This window comes from Variovorax sp. Soil_C_17 (assembly GCF_057657265.1).
On sequence record NZ_JBDGIT010000003.1, the window covers coordinates 37742 to 57111 of the forward strand.

Genomic DNA, 19370 nt, shown 5'->3' on the forward strand with positions numbered 1-19370 from the left:
GGCGTGGGCGAAAGGATCGCGCCGAAGAATCTCATCGGCTTTGCCTTGCTGGGCACTCCCCCCTCGAGGGAGACGGCGCCGACGCTCCCTGCTATTCAAGCAGCGGTTCGAGGCCGGGCGCCTGGTCGATCTCGGCGGGCTTGTAGAGCTTGTGCTGCGCCGTCGGGCCCGGGGCATCGGTGACCACCGCAAGGCGCCACGGGTCCCCGCGCTTGGCGCACGCACGCTCCTCGCCCGTGAGCTGGAAGCTGGTCATTCCGGGCGCGGTGCCCTTCACCGCGAGCTTGAGCAAGGTCTTGCCCTTCTTGTCCGACACCTCGATGTCGTAGCCGAGCTTCTGGCCGGAGACGTTCTCGGCCTTGTACCCGTAGCCGGCGAAGTGACGCGTCAGGTAGTCCATCGCGGCCGCCTGCAGCTCTTCCCGCGATGCCGGACCGGATGGCGCCTCTTGCGACACGGCCGGAACGCTCCCCCGCGCCCGTGCGGCCTGCATGTCTTCCTCGGTCGGCAGCCAGCCGCGCGCGCCGCGCACCAGGACCGCCAGTTTCCGTTCGGGCTCCCATGACGCGATGTGCCATTCCTGGTCGTCCGGCACCCGTGTCGACACTTTGGCGGACCTGTCGCTCTCCAATTCGAGAATGGCGACCCGGTTCGTCTGCAGCACGGCCCTCAAGCCCAGACCCGCATCCAGCGATCGCTTGAGCAGGTCGAGCCGGTTCTTGGCGCGCTGGACCTGCTGGGCGCTGCGCTCGCCGCCCCCCACCCGGCGCTGCACATCCAGGGACTCGAGATAGAACCATCGCCCGCCGGTGCCGACGGTCACGAACTCCGCCCACAAGGTGGCGATGACGTTGTCGCCCGTTGCCAGCCAGGCGTTCTCCGCCGCTTGCTGCCGGGCATCGAACACGCCCATCCTGGCGATGATCTCGACGGGAGTGCGCTTCTCCCCAGTCAGGCGCTTTTCATTGATGACCGCGAGGACCGCGGGGTCGACTTCTTTGTCCATGAAGCGATTGTCGCCGGCCGGCGGCGCGGATCGCGTTCAAGGCCGGGGCTTGTTTGATAGTCTGTCGACTGGCGGCCTCTCGAAAGGCATCCGCGCAGATTCCGTAGGGGAAAAGATGAGATCGATCGTGCACTTCGTACTAGGCGTTCCGGTGCTTTTTGCCATGGCATTCTCCGCCGGCGCAACGGGGACGAACAAGCTCTGCAACGGACGAGAGACGGACATCGTCTTTGCCGTGATCCATGAGGATTCGGACGATTCGGGTTCGAGATGCGAGCTTCAGGAATCGCGCTGCCAAGTGACGCTCCAAGGCTGGTACACCATGAAGCCGGGAGTCTGCATGGACGTCGACGTGGGGACTCGATGGGAATCCTATCTGTCGATCTTCGTCAAGGAAACGGCGGCCGGCCAGTACAGGCCGGAAGCCTTCCCGGTCAACGAGAGGTTCCACAAGGACAGAAACGAGAAGAACTCCGGCGTCGTCAACGCCAGCGCGTGCATGCCTGCCGGGCCGTTCAAGAAAAAGCTGCCCGGCGCCCTCGCGCCCATGCTGAATTCGGCAGTCGCTTGCGATTCCGGCGAGACGCCGCATCCGGTCAACTACGTCATGCGCGGCGGGCCGCAAACCCATGTCGTGGTCACGTTGAAGTAGCGGGCTGCAAAGCGGCCTTGGTTCGTCGCACGGGCGTCACCGCCCCTTCACGGCGCTGACATCGCCGTTGCCTAGTCTTCCCTCTCACGGACGAGCGGCGCTCTCCCGCAGCGCCGACCGAGCCCACGCTGCCGCGCGCGTCCTCGCCGCACCCGATCCCACCCTGACGACACCTCAAGGAATATCCCGCATGCACCCCATCGTTCTCCCCTGGCGCCCCGCGAGCGCCCTGATCCTGGCCTGCGCACTGGCCGCCTGCGGCGGCGGCGGCGACGGTGGCTTCGCCAGCCCCGCCGCCAGCGGCAGCACCACCGGCGCCCAGAAGACCGGGACGCCGGCGCAAGCCACCCCCAGCGACAGCGCCGACGTGCGCTACGCGCCCTGAGCCCCACCGACGACGAGAACAACCCCGTGAGCTCCCGCCGCCAATTCATCCAGGGCACTGCCACCACCGGCATCGCCGCCGCCACGCTGGCCGCCTTCCCGCCCAGCATCCGCAAGGCACTCGCGATCCCCGCACACCACGAGACCGGCACCATCAAGGACGTCAAGCACGTGGTGATCCTGATGCAGGAAAACCGCTCCTTCGACCAGTACTTCGGCACGCTGCGCGGCGTGCGCGGCTTCGGCGATCGCTTCACCATCCCGCTGCCCGGCGGCCGCAAGGTCTGGCAGCAGAACGACGCCGCCGGCCAGCCGGTGCTGCCCTACCACCTGAACCAGGCCCAGGGCAACGCGCAACGCGTGAGCGGCACGCCCCACGCCTGGAGCGACGGCCAGAACGCCTGGGACGGCGGCCGCATCGAGCAGTGGGTGCGCTACAAGACGCCGGCCTCGATGGGCTACTACAAGGAATCCGAGCTGCCCTTCCAGTTCGCGCTGGCCAATGCCTTCACCCTCTGCGATGCGTACCACTGCTCGATGCACACCGGCACCAATTCCAACCGGATGTTCATGTGGGCCGGCACCAACGGCCCGACCGGCGCCGGCGTGGCCACGGTGAACAACGAGTGGGACTCGATCGATTCCTCGGCGCAGGGCTACGACTGGAAGACCTACCCCGAGCGCCTGCAGGAAGCCAAGGTCAGCTGGATCGTCTACCAGAACATGCCCGACAACTTCGGCGACAACCCGCTGGCGGGCTTTCGCCAGTACCGCAAGGCCAACGAGGCCTCGGGCAAGCCGGTGAGCAACGACGCGCTCTCGCCGGCCTACGACCCGGCCAGCGACGACGCCGGCAACCCGCTGTACAAGGGCATCGCCAACACCATGCCGGGGCCGCTGGGCGACGTGAACGCGTATTTCGAGACCTTCCGCAACGACATCAGGAACGGCAAGCTGCCGCAGGTGTCCTTCGTGATCGCGCCGGCCACCTACTCCGAGCACCCGGGCCCCTCGAGCCCGGTGCAGGGCGCCTGGTACATCCAGGAAACGCTGGACGCGCTCACCGCCGTGCCCGAGGTCTGGAGCAAGACCGTGCTGCTGGTCAACTTCGACGAGAACGACGGCTACTTCGACCACGTTCCCTCGCCCTCGGCACCCTCGCTCAACCCCGACGGCACGCCGGCCGGCAAGACCACGCTGCGCGAGTCGGACATCGCCTTCGAGCGCTTCGTTCATCCCCACCCGCCCGGCACCACCCGCCAGCCGCAGCCCGACGGCCGCGTCTACGGCCCCGGCGTGCGCGTGCCGCTGTACGTGATCTCGCCCTGGAGCCGCGGCGGCTGGGTCAACTCGCAGGCCTTCGACCACACCTCGATCATTCGCTTCCTCGAGAAGCGCTTCGGCGTCAAGGAGCCGAACATCGGCCGTTTCCGCCGCGCGGTGTGCGGCGACCTCACGAGCTGCTTCAACTTCGAGCGGCCCGAGAACGAGCCGCTCCCCACGCTGCCGGGCCGCAAGACCCTGGGCCAGGCCGATGCGTTGCGCGCCGCGCAGCAGCAGCTGCCGCAGATCGTGCCGCCGGCCAACCCGCTGCTGCCGGTGCAGGCCACGGGCACGCGGCCCTCGCGCGCCCTGCCCTACGAGCTGCATGTCAGCGCGCGCAGCAACGCGCGGCAGGGCACGCTCAAGCTGGTGTTCGCCAACAGCGGCGAGCAAGGCGCGGTGTTCCACGTGTACGACAAGCTGCACCTCGAACGGCTGCCGCGCCGCTACATGGTGGAGCCCAACGAGCGCCTGGACGACGAGTGGACCGCGATGACGGACAACGCCGGCCTCTACGACCTGTGGGTGCTCGGGCCGAACGGCTTCCACCGCCACTTCAAGGGCGACCTCAACCGCCTGCGCGCGGGCAACGCGCCCGATCCCGAGATCCGCGTGGGCTACAACGCGCGCCGCGGCGACCTGCACCTGAAGCTGCGCAACGAGGGCGAGCGCGCCTGCGTCTTCACCATCAAGTCGCGCGCCTACCGCGACGACGGGCCCTGGACGGTGCGCGTGCGCGGCGGCGACGACGTGGAAAAGCAATGGGACATCGAAGCCAGCGGCTGGTGGTACGACTTCGAAGTGAGCTGCGATGCCGACCCGGCCTGGTACCGCCGCTTCGCCGGCCGGGTCGAGACCGGACGGCATTCGGTGAGCGACCCGGCGATGGGGCAGCCGGATCTCTGAGGCGGATGCGCAGCCCGGCGGTGGGCTACGCCCGCGTCAGCACCGTGCGCACCGCATAGCCATTGCGGTACACGCCCTCGATCGTCCCCAGGACCGGGTCCTTGGGCGAGGCCGTCACGTACTTCTCGTCCGAGGTCCGGTAGACGATGACGGTGCGGTCGGCCTGCGCGCTGAGCGTGCGGGCGACGCCGGTGGCTTGGTTGAGCGTGCGGTAGCTGTTCATGAGATCCCCTCTTCGGCGGGCGAATGCTAAACCGAAGGTACTCAGTTCAAGTGGTTCCAGGCCCCGGCTTCGAGGTGGGATGCGGGAAAAAGGCCACACTTCGGGCGCTTATCTGTCATGGCACCGTCAAAGAAGCTCCTCGGCGACGAACAGCGACATGACCCCGAGCCGCAGCCGCTGCGCCCAGCCCACCCCGGGCTCGCGCGGGTGGACGATCTCGCGCCCGGCCTCCCGCGCCACCCATTCGACGCTGCCCGCGCCGTGTGCCGCCGGGCGCAGGCGGTAGCTGCCGACGTCGCGGTCGCGCTGGAGGGTCTGTGTCACCTCGACGGCCAGCGCCGGGCTGTCGATCAGCAGGCCCAGCTCGGTGTTGGCGCGCATCGAGCGCCGGTCCATGTTCATCGAGCCGACCAGCAGCCGCCGGCCGTCGATCACCGCCAGCTTGGCGTGCAGGCGGCCCATCGAGGACGCGGATTCGCCGGCCGCCGCCGCGGGGCGCCCCAGCGCCGGGCTGAGCTCATGCAGCTCCACGCCCAGGCGCACCATCTCGGCCCGGTAGCGCGCATAGCCCCAGTGCACCAGCGGCTCGTCTGTGGCGGCCAGCCCGTTGGTCATGACGATCACGCGCAGGCCTTTGTCGCGGGCCCGCCGCATCAGGGCCAGGCCGCGCTCGCCGGGAACCAGGTAAGGCGTGGCGACCAGCACCTGCGAGCGCGCTTCGCGCATGGCCTGCAATGCGCCTTCGAGCGCGAAGGCTTCGGGCGAGGGGCGGCCTTCGGTCGCCGCCTTCTCCGGCCCGTCGGCGAAGAGCCGCGCCGGCGCGAAATGCTGGGTCAGCCGCCCGGCATCGAGCTCATCGGCCACCGGGCGGTAGCCGAAGCGGTCCCGCGGCGCCACCGGCGGGTCGCCGTCCAGGCCCTTCAGCGCCCGGGCGAAGGCCGCGGCGCCGCCGCCCTCCGGCAGCAGCGCCTGCACCGGCCAGGCCTGCTCGCTGTTCCAGAAGCGGTCGAACAGCGCCTCGAAGCCGCCGACGACCGGCCCGGAGCACAGCACGTCCATGTCGATGAAGTTCGAGGGCTCGCCGCGCTTGAAGTAGTCGTCGGCGATGTTGCGTCCGCCGATCACGGCCAGCGAGCCGTCGGCGATGAAGAGCTTGTTGTGCATGCGCCGGTTGATGCGCTCGAACTCGTGCATCGACAGGGCCACGCGGGTGCCCACGCCGCCGTCGCGCTGGGGCAGCGGGTTGAACAGGCGCACCTCCACGTTCGCCTGGGCCGCCAGCCCGGCCAGCAGCCGGCGGCTGTCGTTGGCGTACAGGTCGTCGACCAAGAGCCGCACCCGCACGCCGCGTGCGGCGGCATCGCGCAGCTCGCGCAGGAAGCGCCGGCCCGTCGCGTCGGCCGCGACCAGGTAGTACTGGATGTCGAGCGAGACCTGGGCCCGGCGCGCCAGGGCGATGCGCGCATCCAGCGCCTGGTCGCCGTCGGCCAGCAGCCGGAAGCCCGACAGCGCCGGGTCCGCGTCTGCGGCCGAGGCGCGCGCCACCTGGGCCAGGCGCGTGTGCCCCACCGCCTCCAGCGCCGTCGCGCGCGGGCGCTCGGCGTCGGGCGGCGGCAGGCTGGCGCAGCCGGTGCTCAGCAGGGCCGCCAGCGCATGGCCCAGCAGCGAGGCCATGCCGGGCCGCAGGCGATGCAGCTCGCGTGCCAGCGGCGCGCGAGCCCGCCAGTGCAGCAGCACCAGCAGCGCCAGCAACCGCTCGCGCAGGCGGACCAGGACATCGACGGACGGGGCAAACGGGGGCTCGGACATCACGACTCCTCGGGGACACGGCCTCATCGCGGGCCGATGCCGCAAGAATGGCCGGCGCGGGTATTCGATTGATTTCCCGCGGCCGCGCATCCGTAGCCGTTTCATTGCGCGGCCGGGTCGCCGCAACCGCCATGTATCCGGCGTGTATCGAGCAGGCAATCAGGGCCACGGCGCCGCCGAGCAGGCCTAGACTGGCGCCATGCAAGCCACTGCAGCGACCTCCAGCGACGGCGCGACGATCGCCGGCCTCTCGGCGCAACTGCAATCGCTGCGCCGCGTGGCGCTGGCGGTCGCGCACCCCGGCGGGCCGGGCCTTTTCGATGCGCTGGTGCGCGAGCTGGCCGAGGCGCTGGCGGTGCCCACCGTGTTCATCGCCGTGTTCTCCGACGACGCCTGCAGCCTGATGCAGACCCTGGCCGTGCGGCTGGACGGCAAGACCTTGCGCAACTTCGACTACGTGCTGCAGGGCACGCCCTGCGCGCACGTGGTCGGGCGCGAGTTCCGCTACGTGGCGGGCGGCGTGGCGGTGGAGTTCCCGCGGGGATCGCTGTTCGCGGCCAAAGGCATGGATTCCTACGCCGCCTTTCCCCTGCGCGACAGCCAGGGCGAGGCGCTGGGCCTGCTGGTGGCGATGGACCGCGTGCCGATCGCCGGAGGCGATGCCGCCCATGCCGAGGCGATGCTGAAAATCGTCGCCGGCCGCGCGGCCGCCGAGATCGAGCGCACCCACACCGACGCCGCGCTGCGCTCGGCCGCGCTGGCCGTCTCGGGTGCGCGCAGCGACACGGTCTTCGACGAACTGGTGAGGCTGCTTGCGACCATCCTGCACGTCGAGGTGGCCTTCATCGCGCGCCCGGCCGCCGACGAGCCCAGCCAGCTGAGCATGCTGGCCATGCAGTACGACGGCCAGGTGCTGCACGACATCCGCTACGCCATCGCCGGCACGCCCTGCGAGAACGTGCTGGGGCAGCAGTTTCGCGCCTATCCCAACGACCTGCAGGCCCTGTTCCCCGACGACGAGGAAGCAAAGACGCAAGGTGCCGTCAGCTACGCCGGCTATCCGCTCCTCGCGCTCGACGGCACGCCGCTGGGCGTGATGTCGGTCGCCTCGCGCCGGCCGCTGATGCAGGTGGACCGGGTGGAGTCGATGCTCAAGATCTTCGCCATGCGCGCCGCGGCCGAGATCGAGCGCCTGGCCGCCAGCGAGGCCCTGCAGCAGTCCGAGGCCAGCTACCGCACCATCTTCGAGACCGCGGAAGACGCGATCTTCGTCCACGACTGGGACTCCGACCGCATCCTCGACGTCAACACCAAGGCCTGCGAGACCTACGGCTACACGCACGAGGAGCTGACGCGGCTGACGGTGGCCGACGTCAGCTCCGGCGTGCCGCCCTACACCACCGAAGACGCGCTGCGCTGGCTGGAGCTCGCCAAGCAGGGCCACTGCCCGTCCTTCGAATGGCAGCGCCGCAACAAGGACGGCAGCCTGCACTGGGACGAGGTGCGGCTGAAGCCGGTGAGCTTCAACGGCCGGCGCTACATCCTGGGCTTCGCCCACGACATCACCGAGCGGCGCGAGCGCGAGCGCGCCCTGCAGCGCAGCGAGGCGCGGCTGCGGGCCACGGTCGAAGCGGCTTTCGACTGCGTGATCGGCATGGACGCGGAGGGCCGCATCGTCGAGTTCAACGCCGCCGCAGAACGCGTGTTCGGCTACCGGCGCGAGGCGGTGCTGGGCCAGCCGGTGGCCGAGGTGATCGTGCCCGAGCGCCGGCGCGAGGCGCATCGGCGCTGGATCCGCGAATTCCCCATCACCGGCAGCGGCCCGATGCTGGGCCGCCTGGTCGAATCGACCGCGCTCACCGCCAGCGGCGAGGAGATCCCGGTCGAGCTCGCGGTGAGCGTGGCCGAGGCGCCCGAGGGGAACATCTTCGTGGGCCATGTGCGCGACATCAGCGCGCGCCGCGAGGCCGAGACCGCGCGCCTGGCGCTCGAGGCCCAGTTGCGGCAGGCGCAGAAGATGGAGGCCATCGGCCAGCTCACCGGCGGCATCGCGCACGACTTCAACAACATCCTGACCAGCGTGATCGGCTACCTGGTGCTGGGCGAGGAGCGCGCCGAAGGCATCGGCGACGCGGTGCTGCTGCGCCAGCTGGGCCAGGCCCACCTGGCGGCGCAGCGTGCGCGCGACCTGATCGCGCAGATGCTGGCCTTCGCGCGCCGCCAGCGCGGCGAGGCGCGCGTGCTCGACGTCGCGCCGCTGGTGCGGCAGACCCTGCGCCTGCTGCGCGCCACCCTGCCCTCCTCGGTCACGCTGGGCGGCAACGCCGGCGTCGACGACCTGGCATCGCCGCTGTGCGTGGCGGTCGATCCGGTGCAGCTGGAGCAGGTGCTCTTCAACCTGTGCATCAACGCGCGCGACGCGCTGGACGGCGCCGGCCGCATCGGCGTGGACCTGCGCGCCCATGCACACGAACGCTGGCAATGCGCCTCCTGCCGCGCGCCGGTGGACGGCGGCCCCTGGGTCGAGCTGAGCGTGGCCGACAACGGCAGCGGCATCGCGCCGGAGCTGCTGGAGCGCATCTTCGACCCCTTCTTCTCCACGAAGGCGCCGGGCAGCGGCTCGGGCATGGGCCTGGCGATGGTGCACGGCATCGTGCACGGCCACGGCGGCCACCTGCGCGTGCGCACCGCGCCCGGCGCCGGCTCGGTGTTCTCGGTGATGCTCCCGCGGGCGGCGGCTGCGCCCGCGCCTTGCGTGGAGACGGCGCCTCAGCGCGCAGCCGCGGCCGAGCCGCCGGCCCTGCGCGGCAGCGTGCTGGTGGTGGAGGACGATCCGATGGTGGGCGACTTCCTGGTCGAGCGCCTCGCCAGCTGGGGCCTGCGCGTGCGCCTGCAGCGCGAGCCGCAGACCGCGGCGGACTGGCTGGCCGAGCCGGCGCACGAGACCGACCTGCTGGTCACCGACCAGACCATGCCGCACATGACCGGGCTGCAGCTGGCGGCCCGCGCCCGCGCCTTGCGCCCCAACCTGCCGGTGGTGCTGGTGAGCGGCAATGCCGGCGGCTTCGACCCGCAGGAGCTGGCTCGCTGCGGCGTGCATGCGATGCTGCGCAAGCCGATCGACGCGGAGCGGCTGCGCGCGGTGCTGCGCGAGGCGCTGGCCGCTGCCGGCTGAGCTTGAGCGCCAGGTGTTCCTGGCGCACGCTTCTTGAGCCTCGGTCCGCTCATCAGGCCGCCATCGCCTCCGCCACCCCTGGCTGCTTCGGCATCGCATAGCCCAGCGGCGCGGTGGCATTGCGGATGCGGGTGGCCTGCGCCGCGTCCAGGCAGGAGAACAGGATCTTGTTGAACCGCGGCTCCAGCAGGCCGGAGACGATGTACTGCCAGCGGTAGGCCTTCAGCACCAGCGCATGGATGGTCGCGGTGCGCTCGGCATGCCCGGACAGTCCGGTGATCGTGCAGAAATAGCTCGCATCGGCCGCGGCCTGCGCCTGCACCGTGCCGTCGACCGCGCCGATCAGCGCGATCAGCTCGCCGACCGCGGCATCGCGTCCGGCGGCGTCGAGGCGGGCGTCTTCCTTCAGGAACTCCATTTCGTCGAGGATCGCGTGCTGCGACTCCTCGCGCCAGTGGTACAGGAAAACGTCCTTCCACAGCGGGCAGATGTGCTCGTCGGGCGCGATGCTGGCGCGGTAGTGGGCCTGCGAGAAAAGCTCGATGTAGAGCGTCAGCGCCAGCACGGCCCAGTTGCCGCTGCCGAGCACCGCCTGCGCGATGGCATCGGGATCTGCGCTCATGACGTAGCCTGCCGGCATCTCCTGCTCCATCATCGACTCGAGCCGGCGGAACAGCTTCTGGTGCTTGAGCTCCTCGTCGGTCATGCGCACCAGCGCCTCCATGGCGACCTGGTCGCCGAGCGCTTGCGCACGAGCCAGGTCCATCACCTTCGCCGCGATGAAGCGCTCGACCAGGCCGAACATGAAGGCGTAGCTGCGCCCCTGGACCTGGCTGAGCAGGCGCTGCTCCTCGCTGTTCAGGAAGGGCAGCTCGTCCACGAGCGACAGCCCGTCGGGCAGGAAGCGGCGGCCGTAGTCGAAACCGCGGCCGCGGACGATGTCGCGATCGATCTCCCAGCGCACGCGCTTGGAGACTTCGATGACCCTGGCGTAACGCTCGGTGCTGGTGCTGTTCATGGCTCGATTCCTCAGGTTGGATGGGACACAGGGCCACTGCATGACCCTGATCGGCAGTCTGCAAGCCGCTGGTAACGGGGGCGCTTCAGTTGTCACCGCCCGTGTTGCAGTTGTGTAGCGCCCGGGTGTCGCGCAGAATGCCGCGCATGGACGAGCCCACCCGCGTGCTCATCGTGGACGACGACGCCTCGGTCCGCGCCATGCTGCGCGAGTACCTCGGCGGGCACGGCTTCGCAATGAGCGAGGCCTCCAGCGGCCCGCAAATGCGCGAATGCCTCGAGCGCGATGCGCCGCACCTGGTGCTGCTGGACATCCGTCTGCCGGGCGAGGACGGCCTGAGCCTGGCCAAGTACCTGCGCGAGCATCACGACGTGGCGATCATCATGGTGACGGCCTCGGGCGACGTGATCGACCGGGTGGTCGGCCTGGAGATCGGCGCCGACGACTACATCGCCAAGCCCTTCGACCCGCGCGAGCTGCTGGCGCGTTTGAAGAGCGTGCTGCGCCGCACCCGCGCGCGCACCGGCGCGCCCGAGCCGCCGGCCTCCGCCCCTGCACCGCTTTCGGGCGCGCGCCAGCGCTTCGGGCGCTGCGAGGTGGACCTGGAGGCGCGCCGCCTGTTCGAGACCGGCGGCGCCGAAGTCATGCTGACCGCGATGGAATTCGAGCTGCTGCGGGTGTTCCTGGCCAACCCGAACCGCGTGCTCTCGCGCGACCAGCTGCTGGTGCATACGCGCAACCGAGAGTGGGAGCCCTTCGACCGCTCCATCGACATCCGCATCGGGCGGCTGCGGCGCAAGGTCGAGCCCGACCCGGCGGGCGAGCCGCGCTGCATCAGGACGGTGCGCAATGCGGGTTATATGTATGTGCCTGAAAGCTAGTGCGGTGGAACCCCGCATGCCGGGCCGGTTACTCAGGGAACAGCAGCATTCATTACTGTCGCCCATGTTCATCCTCGAATACCTTCTCGGCCCATCGCGTCGGCGGCGCAGTGGCAGCGCCCGCCGTTTCCTCATTGACGGCGATGTGTCGCTGCTCCTCGAAGAAGACAGCCCGGGCGAACACCTCGCGTTCGTCACATGTCCTGGCCGCATGCCAGAGGACGATTGGGTACGCAGCCTTCAAGCACCCTGGCGTGTGGACGGCGAGCCCCTGGAATGTGGCGCCAGGAGCATGGTCTGCGTCGAGCCCGGGACTGGCCGCACCCTGCTCGTTTCGCTATGGCCCCGAGCGGCCTTGACACACCAGGTATTCCGGTCGGCCTTGTCGGCGCAACTGAGGGCACATCGCGCCTGGCAAGCGTTGCTCCACCCAATGGTGCAAGGGCAGACTTGCTGAGGCCAGAATGAACTTTCGTCCGCCCTCAGTCATGGCGAATCTTCATATCTCTGCCTTGAAAGCTGGCTCTCGAAACGAGCCGCAATTGTCGAATGCGGCATTGCCAAATACGGGATCTCCCATTCAGGATATGACGATGCAAGAGGTCGAGAACTTCGAGTCCGATCCGGAGTTGAATTTCTCTTGGGAAGCGTACGAAAAGAGCCAGCGCCCTGCACCGACCTCCAGTTTTCGCCCGAGCCCGGTGACCTATCTGACGGCCCCGGATTGCCCCGGCAGTAACTTGCGCGGATGGACTTCGGCTGCGCGCCGGTCGTTGGCTTGCAGCGTGCTCAGCCAACCGGGCTACAAAGATCTACCCAAGGGCGATCGGTCATGGATTCCCTTTGTATTCGGTAACTCCTCCCCCGAATTCCGGCAGGCCGTGGCGGAGCAACTGCAGCCCATCCCCCCTGTCGACGATCCGGAAACAGAGGAAGACAACTTTCCGATGTGGCCGACCCACCAAGCACAGCTTGCGCGCATGACATCCGGGCAAGTCCAAGATCTATGCAAGCGGTACGACAATCGAGGGCATGGCAGCCTGGCTGAGTTGCTTGCATTTGGCGCGATTCTCGCGGCGGCGTACGACCCGCACAAGACCACGCAGGACAAGCGGACCATGCTGGACGAGCTCTGGCACATCGTGGAAGACAGTGGCGAGCCGTGGCCCGATCCATTAAAAGACTGCATCGCCTATCTGGAGATGCCGCAGGAGGAGCTGGACGCCTCAACCCGCCGCCTGATCCTGAGTCAAAAGGAGTCCAAAACAATCTCCAGTGCCTGTCGCTACCTGTGCGCGATCAACAACGATGCGGGCGCTGCCGCGTTGGAGGCCGAAGCCGTTGTTGCCCACACCGCACTGCCGGAGGAGTGCAAATGGCTCGACACGGCGGAGCGCAAGGAGGAGATCCCCGGCTGGCCGGACGATCAGCAACGGCTTGCACAGATGAAACCGGAACTGGTCGAGGCGATGTGCACGATATTCGTCACCAGGGGCAAGCACGAACTGGCAGATTGGCTTGCCATCAACGCCAGCCTCGCGGCTGCGTACGCCCCAGACAAAACGATGCAGGAGCGAACTGACATGTTCGATCGGCTCTCTATCTTTCTGGACGAAAGCGACGAGACAGCATGGCCTGACGCACTGATATTCTTCGACGCCTATATCCGATTGACGGAGAGTGTCGAAGACCAAGACGTCCAAGCGCGCTGCAAGACGCTGGGCGCAACGGACCCGGAAGCAATCTCCAATGCCTGCCGCTACCTTCGCGACATCAATGATGACGCGGGTGCAACGAAGATGGCTGCCGAAGCTCTGATTGGCGTAGTTCTCGACAGCAGATCGGGGCGCGACGTGCTGCGGAAGATGTGGTCGAAGACCAAAGACTATCTGTCAATGCAACCCTGGCCGGAGAACCTCGCGTCGATGCGATCGGAGTGCGCAACCCGTGTTAGCGAAGCCCACACGCGCCGACCTCGCTAGAACCGATTCGGGTTGAGCAGGTACTTCTCCCCCGTCGCCTGCTTGGCGTACACCGCGATCTCCTCCAGCTTCAGCGCCTCGCGCAGCGACACCTCCCGGGTGTAGTGGCTCGCGAAGGTGGTCTTGAGCTCCGCCGCCACGCGCGCCCGAAGTTTCGCTGCCCCCTCCGGCCCGATCTTCTGCAGGAACGGGAAGAGCAGCCAGCCGCCCATGCCCCAGGTCATGCCGAAGCCGCGCGTGAACTCGGTCGGGCCGCGGTCCAGACCGCCGTAGATGTAGACCTGCTTGTGCGTCGTCGAACCGTAGCGGCTGTACTCGGTCGCCTTGCGCAACAGCGCGGCCTCCATGGCGTTGAGGATCTGCCCGGCCAGCTTGCCGCCGCCGATGGCGTCGAAGGCCAGCGTGGCGCCGGTGGCTGCCAGGGCCTCGGTCAGGTCTTCCATGAAGGTGGGGGCGCTGGCGTCGCACACATGCTTCGCACCGATTGCACGCAGGATGTCCGCCTGTTCCTTCCTGCGCACGATGTTGACGAGCTCGATGCCATCGGCAAGGCAGATCCGGTTGAGCATCTGCCCGAGGTTGGAGGCCGCGGCCGTGTGCACCAGCGCCTTGTGGCCTTCGCGCTTCATGGTCTCGACCATGCCGAGCGCGGTGAGCGGATTGACGAAGGCCGACGCGCCCTCGGCGGGCGTCGTGCCCTCGGGCAGCGGCATGCACTGGGCCGCGGGGAGGCAGCGGTACTGGGTGTACATCGCGCCGCCGATCGCGGCCACGACCTTGCCCAGCAGCGCCTGTGCCGCGGGCGAAGCACCGGCTGCGACCACCACGCCGGCCCCTTCGTTGCCGACCGGCATGGACTGGTCGAGCCGGCCGGCCATGGCCTTCATCACGCCTTCGGGCACGGGGGCGGTGATGACCGGACGCTCGGGCGTACCGCTCGCCTTGGCGGCCTTCATGTCGGCCGCGCCGAAGAGCAGGCCGAGATCGGAAGGGTTCATCGGCGCGGCCTCGACGCGCACGATCACTTCGTCGGGCTTGGGCTCGGGGATCGGCTCCTCGACGAGCGAGAGCTCGAGTTCGCCGCTGCGCTTGATCAGCGAGCGCAGCTGCAGGGCCGTGCGGGGGATGTCGGTGGGCATGGATGCGTCTCCTGATGAGCGCGCCAGTATGTCAGCTCTCATCTTCGTATCGCTCGCTGACCCGGAGCGAATCAAAGATGTTTCGGTATGGACCGAGGTGCCTCAGGTGTTTGTCCCGAAGGCGTCGCAGGTCCTGAGGGCATCTTGAATACCGGCTTGGGCGCGGCAGGCGGCGGGTGCTTCATTCGCGCCTCGATCGTCTCCGCGAGACTGCGCATATAACTGTTGCCGGGGTTCTGGTCGGAGTGGCGCCTGGCGATAGCCGCTAGCTTCTGCACCTGAGAATCCGGCGCGGCGTGCGCCAGCAGCGGCATTGCCTCCCAAGCCGAAAGATATGCCAGGACCTTGCGCGGATCGGTATCCGACTCGCTCAGCTTGGCGATGATGATGTCGTCCGCGTTGCGACCCGTCTTCGCGCTCTCGATGCTGGCGCTCGCGCGCAGCCACGTGCGGTAGCGCAGGCCATCCGTGCCGTCGTACAGCCCCACCTCGTGGCCGAAGTCGGGCTCTGTGGCCCGAAGCAACTTGGCCATGTCCTCGGAAGACTTCAGGAAAGACGCGGCACTGGAGTCCTGGCCACTGTTGAGTCCGGACGCCAGGATGTCGGAGGCGAGTCGATTGGACGATGCCAGCACTTCCGCCATGAATTCCTTTTTCTTTTCGGGCGGCGCGCTGGGGATAAGGTGTGCGACCTCGCGAAAGTAGGAATCGGTGGGTAAGGCACCGCTTTGAAGGGCCTGATCGAGTACCTGCTTGGTGTCCGGCTGATAGCCCAATCTCGCGTAATACATTGCGGCATAAGCTGCGGTCTGCTTGTTCGAATCGGCAGCGAGGCTTTTTAGTTCAAGCGCGATTTCTGGGTTTGCACCGGATGTGTTCTCAGGGTTATAGAGCGCAAAAAGGACTGAAGTCATTGCGATTTTTTCCTCGTCACTCAATCGGCCACTGCGTGAAAGCCCAAGGGCTAACGTTGCCGACAGAGGTGTCGCGGGGATGCCTTTCGCGTGCATTTCCTCCAGGACAATGCGTCCCTGTATCCCAGGCCTCGGCTTGTAGGAGCGCAGCGGATGTCGCTCGTCGGGGCTGGAGGGGGCAGTCGCCGCCAAACCGCAGTAGAGGAGAACGGCACTCGCGAGCCCTGCCATCCCTGGCAATGCCCAATGAAGTTTTTTCATCCGGCTTGTCCTCTGCGGTTCTTCGACAGCATGAATACGACTGCAGGAACCATCGTGTCGACGAGTCGCCTCCGTTCAAGGATGTTGCGGCACGAATCGAGGCTCGTGCGGTGTCTGCACCGACGGCACGGCAGGCCCGGTGGGCATCTTGAATACGGGTTTGGGAGCGGCCGGCGGCGGATGCTTCATTTGCGCCTCTATCGCCTCTGCGAGAAAGCGCATATCTCTGTTTCCAGGATTCTGGTCGGATTGGCGCCGGGCGATGGCCGCCAGCCTTTGCACCTGTGAATCCGGCGCGGCTTCTGCAAGCAGCGGCATCGCATACGGCGAAGACAGGTATGCCATGATCTTGCGCGGATCCGTGCCCGGCTCGCTCAGCTTGGCGACGATGATGTCGTCCATGTTGCGACCCGTCTTCGCGCTCTCTATGGTGGCGCTCGCGCGTAGCCACGTCTCATAGCGCAGGGCATCCGTCCCGCCGAACTGGCCCAGCGCTCCACCGAACTGGGGCTCCGTGTTGCGCAGCAGCTCTGCCATGTCTTCGGACGACTTCAGGAAAGGCGCCGCATTGAAGTCCTTTCCACTGTTGAGTGCGTCCGCCAAGATGTCGGCGGCGAGTCGATTGGACGCCTCCCGAATTTCCGCCATGAATTCCTTTTGCTTTTCAGGGGGCGCGCTCGTGATGAGATGCGCCATCTCGCGAAAATAAGAATCGACATCCAAGGCGCCACGCTTGAGGGCCTGCTTGAGCACGTGCTCGGTCCCGGGCAAATACTCCAAACCGGCATAGTACATGGCGGCGTCGTGTGCGATTTCCTTGTTCGGATTGGCGGCGAGCCTTTTGAGTTCGAGCGCTATATCTTGATTCGCACCGGATGTATTCTCCCGGTTATAGAGTGCGGAAAGTACAGAAGTCATGGCGATTTTTTCGTCGTCGCTTAAACGGCCACTGCGTGAAAGCCGCAGGGCCAACGCTGCCGACAGAGGTGTCGAGGGAACGCCTTTCGCGCGTATTTCCTCCAGGGCCATGCGCCCTGACAAGCCGGGCGACGGTCGATAGGAGCGCAGTGGATTCTGTTCGGCGACCTCGGGGGCAGCAATCGCCCCGTCGGCGCGATGCTCGGCAGTGCCGCACAAGAAAACAACGGCACTCGCGAGACCTGCCATGCCCAGCAAGAGCCCATGGAAGATTTTCATTCGGCGGTGACCAAGCACCTTCCGTTCATGGATGCTTCGGCATGGACTGGAGTGGATCAGGTGCTTGCACCGGGGCCACGGCAGGTCCGGTGGGCATCTTGAAGACCGGCTTGGGCGCGGCAGGCGGCGGATGCTTCATGCGCGCCTCGATCGTCTCCGCGAGAAAGCGCATATAACTGTTGCCGGGATTCTGATCAGCGTGGCGCCGAGCAATGGCCGCCAGCTTCTGGACCTGCGAGTCGGGCGCGGCCTCGGCGAGCAGCGGCATCGCATCCCACGATGAGAGATATGCCAGGAGTTTGCGCGGATCGGTGTCCGGCTCGCTCAGCTTGGCGACGATGATGTCGTCCATCTTGCGACCCGTCTTCGTGCTCTCGATGATGGCGCTCGCGCGTAGCCACGTCTCATAGCGAAGGCCGTCCGTTCCGCCGTACAGGCCCACGTCCTGACTGAAGTTTGGCTCCGTGGCGCGCAGCAGCTCGGCCATGTCCTCGGAGGACTTCAGGAAGGGCGCTGCATTGAAGTCCTGACCGCTGTTGAGTGCGTCGGCCAAGATGTCGGAAGCGAGGCGATTGGATGATGCACGGATCTCCGCCATGAATTCGCTTTGCTTTTCCGGTGGTGCGCTGGCAATCAGGTGCGCCATTTCGCGAAAGTAGGAATCTGTAGGTAGAGCACCATTTCGAAGGGCCTGATCGAGTACATCCTTGGTGTCCGGCAGATAGCCCAATCGCGCGTAGTCTGTCGCGGCATAAGCGGCGACCTGCTTGTTCGAATCGGCAGCGAGGCTTTTCAACTCAAGTGCGATATCCTGGTTCGCGCCGGAAGTGTTCTCACGGTTGTAGATCGCAAAAAGGATGGAAGGCATTACGATCTTTTCATCGTCGCTCAAACGGCCACTGCGTGAAAGCCGCAGGGCCAACGCTGCCGATAGAGGTGTCGCGGGAACGCCTTTCGCGCGAATTTCCTCCAGGGCAATGCGCCCTGATAAGCCTGGCGTCGGTTGATAGAAACGCAGCGGATTCTGGTCGTCGAGCTTGGAGCCAGCAATTGCCAAGTTGACTCGATATTCCGCCGCTCCATTCGTCAAAGTCTTGCTGGGACTGCCAGGTTGGCTTGGGGGCAGCGACATAGTACTGGATTGGGTCGCTCGCAAACCAGTCTGCGGTGGCTCCGTGGCAAGGTAGTAATACAGGGCAAGCGCAGTCGTGAGACCTGCCATCCCCAGCAAGGTCCAATAGAGCTTCTTCATTCCCCGCTTACCCCCTGAAGTTCTTCAGCACGCTGAACACGACCGTAGGAATGATGACGGCTGTCAGCAGGTTGTTCTTGAAGAAATTCCAACGCGCATAGGGTGAATCGGGAGATTCATTCTGGATCGGATTGCCGTTCGCATCTACTGGTCCGCCAGCGGTGACGATGTTGTAGATGTCTATCACGAACGTGTCGCAGCGATAGGTTCCCTTTCTGGCCTCGGTGGTCGCTGTTTTCGGCAAGGCGGCCGTGGCTGTTGGCAAGATCGTGTAGTCGGCACCCAGGCGGTAAATCTGGAGTGCGCGCGCATTCATGGCGCGCCGGCTGTCCAACACCCGATCGGGCCTTCTTCTGCAATCCGTATCGAAGCAACCTTTGACGTAAAAATTCGGAATGTTGGGGTACCCTGCGCCCCAGTAAGCGTCTGGCCCTTGCGCCTTCACAGTGGATTTGAAGTAGTCGACCGTCACATACTGAACAACGAGCGGCTCCTTCATGACTTGATAGATGTTCGTGCCATCGAAGTAGCCGATATGCCCGGGCGCGGCAAGCCAGCCGACGAGTTCGCGCCCCACTACGTCACCAGCCTGCTTTGGCTCCGGCTTATTCAGATCCGGATCGGGCCCAATACCCCAGATGGCTTGCCCGTTTGCTGCCACAACGACAAGATTGCCATCGTCTTGCGGTTTCAAAAAGGCACCCGCATTGCCGGAAGTTGCCGAATACCATGTCGCGTAACGCGCAGGCGGCTCCTTGTAGTAGACGGGCTCGCCTTTTTGGACCGGAAGAGGTGGCGGGTCGTAGTAGGTGACGGCATTTCCGTCCCCCTGCATGACCAGAAAGCCGCCCGGCAAATTCGAAGTGCCGGTGTTCCAACGCACTGCGCCGTCGGCGACTCGGTAGTACACCAGATTTCCGTCGCCCTGCATGATCAGCATGTACTGCTGATTGTCTGAATGGATGCTTTGACCCGGATACATGACCGATCCGGGTGCCAGGATCGCGGCGTTGGCAAGTCCGGCGATGCAAAACACGATGGCCGCGATCGACGTTGAGATCAACTCCCTCATTTTTTTCCTCGGCTCGTTATCCGCCCCGGAATGAAGCGGCGGCCGATGCTAGGCTCGCTTTTTCGATCCCACAACTACCAGACTTTGTAGTTGTGCCTGTGCCGAATATCTGCTAATGGACTTGCCCCCGCCGACATCGACAAACGACAAAAAAAAAGCCGGCACGAAAGTGCCGG

The 19370-nt window shown here is 66.4% G+C and carries 15 protein-coding genes; 6 read left to right on the plus strand and 9 right to left on the minus strand.

Going from position 1 to position 19370, the window contains the following annotated elements:
• Window positions 1–91: 91 nt before the first annotated feature.
• Window positions 92–1006: a protein NO VEIN domain-containing protein gene (locus AC3A6Y_RS15280; RefSeq protein WP_487869094.1), complete on the minus strand. Its 915-nt coding sequence runs from the start codon at window positions 1004–1006 to the stop codon at window positions 92–94.
• On the opposite strand from AC3A6Y_RS15280, the gene AC3A6Y_RS15285 reads away from it, so the two are divergent.
• From AC3A6Y_RS15285 to AC3A6Y_RS15295, 3 genes are all read left to right on the plus strand, one after another.
• Window positions 1005–1658, plus strand: coding sequence for a hypothetical protein (locus AC3A6Y_RS15285; protein WP_487869095.1), 654 nt, complete (start codon window positions 1005–1007; stop codon window positions 1656–1658). The genes AC3A6Y_RS15280 and AC3A6Y_RS15285 overlap by 2 nt on opposite strands.
• Before the next feature lie 190 nt (window positions 1659–1848).
• Window positions 1849–2043, plus strand: a complete 195-nt coding sequence (locus AC3A6Y_RS15290) for a hypothetical protein (RefSeq protein WP_487869096.1) — start codon at window positions 1849–1851, stop codon at window positions 2041–2043.
• A 26-nt stretch (window positions 2044–2069) separates the two neighbouring features.
• A complete protein-coding gene (locus AC3A6Y_RS15295; RefSeq protein ID WP_487869097.1) occupies window positions 2070–4271 on the plus strand; it encodes a phosphocholine-specific phospholipase C in 2202 nt (733 codons plus the stop codon).
• A gap of 25 nt (window positions 4272–4296) precedes the next feature.
• Here AC3A6Y_RS15295 and AC3A6Y_RS15300 read toward each other — a convergent pair whose 3' ends face one another.
• Together AC3A6Y_RS15300 and AC3A6Y_RS15305 are read right to left on the minus strand one after the other, a co-directional pair.
• Window positions 4297–4494: a hypothetical protein gene (locus AC3A6Y_RS15300; RefSeq protein WP_106559980.1), complete on the minus strand. Its 198-nt coding sequence runs from the start codon at window positions 4492–4494 to the stop codon at window positions 4297–4299.
• Between the two features lie 126 nt (window positions 4495–4620).
• The gene (locus AC3A6Y_RS15305; protein ID WP_487869098.1) at window positions 4621–6303 is read right to left on the minus strand and encodes a phospholipase D-like domain-containing protein; all 1683 of its coding nucleotides are present in this window, start codon (window positions 6301–6303) and stop codon (window positions 4621–4623) included.
• A 199-nt stretch (window positions 6304–6502) separates the two neighbouring features.
• On the opposite strand from AC3A6Y_RS15305, the gene AC3A6Y_RS15310 reads away from it, so the two are divergent.
• Complete coding sequence (locus tag AC3A6Y_RS15310; RefSeq protein WP_487869099.1) at window positions 6503–9478, plus strand: PAS domain S-box protein; 2976 nt, start codon at window positions 6503–6505, stop codon at window positions 9476–9478.
• A 52-nt stretch (window positions 9479–9530) separates the two neighbouring features.
• Here AC3A6Y_RS15310 and AC3A6Y_RS15315 read toward each other — a convergent pair whose 3' ends face one another.
• Window positions 9531–10496, minus strand: coding sequence for a hypothetical protein (locus AC3A6Y_RS15315; protein WP_487869100.1), 966 nt, complete (start codon window positions 10494–10496; stop codon window positions 9531–9533).
• Window positions 10497–10642: 146 nt separating this feature from the next.
• On the opposite strand from AC3A6Y_RS15315, the gene AC3A6Y_RS15320 reads away from it, so the two are divergent.
• Window positions 10643–11377 carry a response regulator gene (locus AC3A6Y_RS15320; protein ID WP_487869101.1) on the plus strand — a complete coding sequence of 245 codons (735 nt, stop codon included), beginning with the start codon at window positions 10643–10645 and terminating at the stop codon, window positions 11375–11377.
• 464 nt (window positions 11378–11841) lie between these two features.
• Window positions 11842–13359 carry a hypothetical protein gene (locus tag AC3A6Y_RS15325; protein ID WP_487869102.1) on the plus strand — a complete coding sequence of 506 codons (1518 nt, stop codon included), beginning with the start codon at window positions 11842–11844 and terminating at the stop codon, window positions 13357–13359.
• Here the strand turns inward: AC3A6Y_RS15325 and AC3A6Y_RS15330 are convergent.
• The 5 genes from AC3A6Y_RS15330 to AC3A6Y_RS15350 all read right to left on the minus strand — a co-directional run bounded on the left by AC3A6Y_RS15330 (window position 13356) and on the right by AC3A6Y_RS15350 (window position 19194).
• The gene (locus AC3A6Y_RS15330; RefSeq protein WP_487869103.1) at window positions 13356–14498 is read right to left on the minus strand and encodes a zinc-binding dehydrogenase; all 1143 of its coding nucleotides are present in this window, start codon (window positions 14496–14498) and stop codon (window positions 13356–13358) included. The two genes, AC3A6Y_RS15325 and AC3A6Y_RS15330, sit on opposite strands and share 4 nt — an antisense overlap.
• A 71-nt stretch (window positions 14499–14569) precedes the next feature.
• A complete protein-coding gene (locus AC3A6Y_RS15335; RefSeq protein WP_487869104.1) occupies window positions 14570–15673 on the minus strand; it encodes a hypothetical protein in 1104 nt (367 codons plus the stop codon).
• 75 nt (window positions 15674–15748) lie between these two features.
• Window positions 15749–16870, minus strand: coding sequence for a hypothetical protein (locus tag AC3A6Y_RS15340; protein WP_487869105.1), 1122 nt, complete (start codon window positions 16868–16870; stop codon window positions 15749–15751).
• Window positions 16871–16895: 25 nt separating this feature from the next.
• Window positions 16896–18122: a hypothetical protein gene (locus tag AC3A6Y_RS15345; protein ID WP_487869106.1), complete on the minus strand. Its 1227-nt coding sequence runs from the start codon at window positions 18120–18122 to the stop codon at window positions 16896–16898.
• A gap of 7 nt (window positions 18123–18129) precedes the next feature.
• Window positions 18130–19194, minus strand: a complete 1065-nt coding sequence (locus tag AC3A6Y_RS15350; protein ID WP_487869107.1) for a hypothetical protein — start codon at window positions 19192–19194, stop codon at window positions 18130–18132.
• Window positions 19195–19370: the final 176 nt, after the last annotated feature.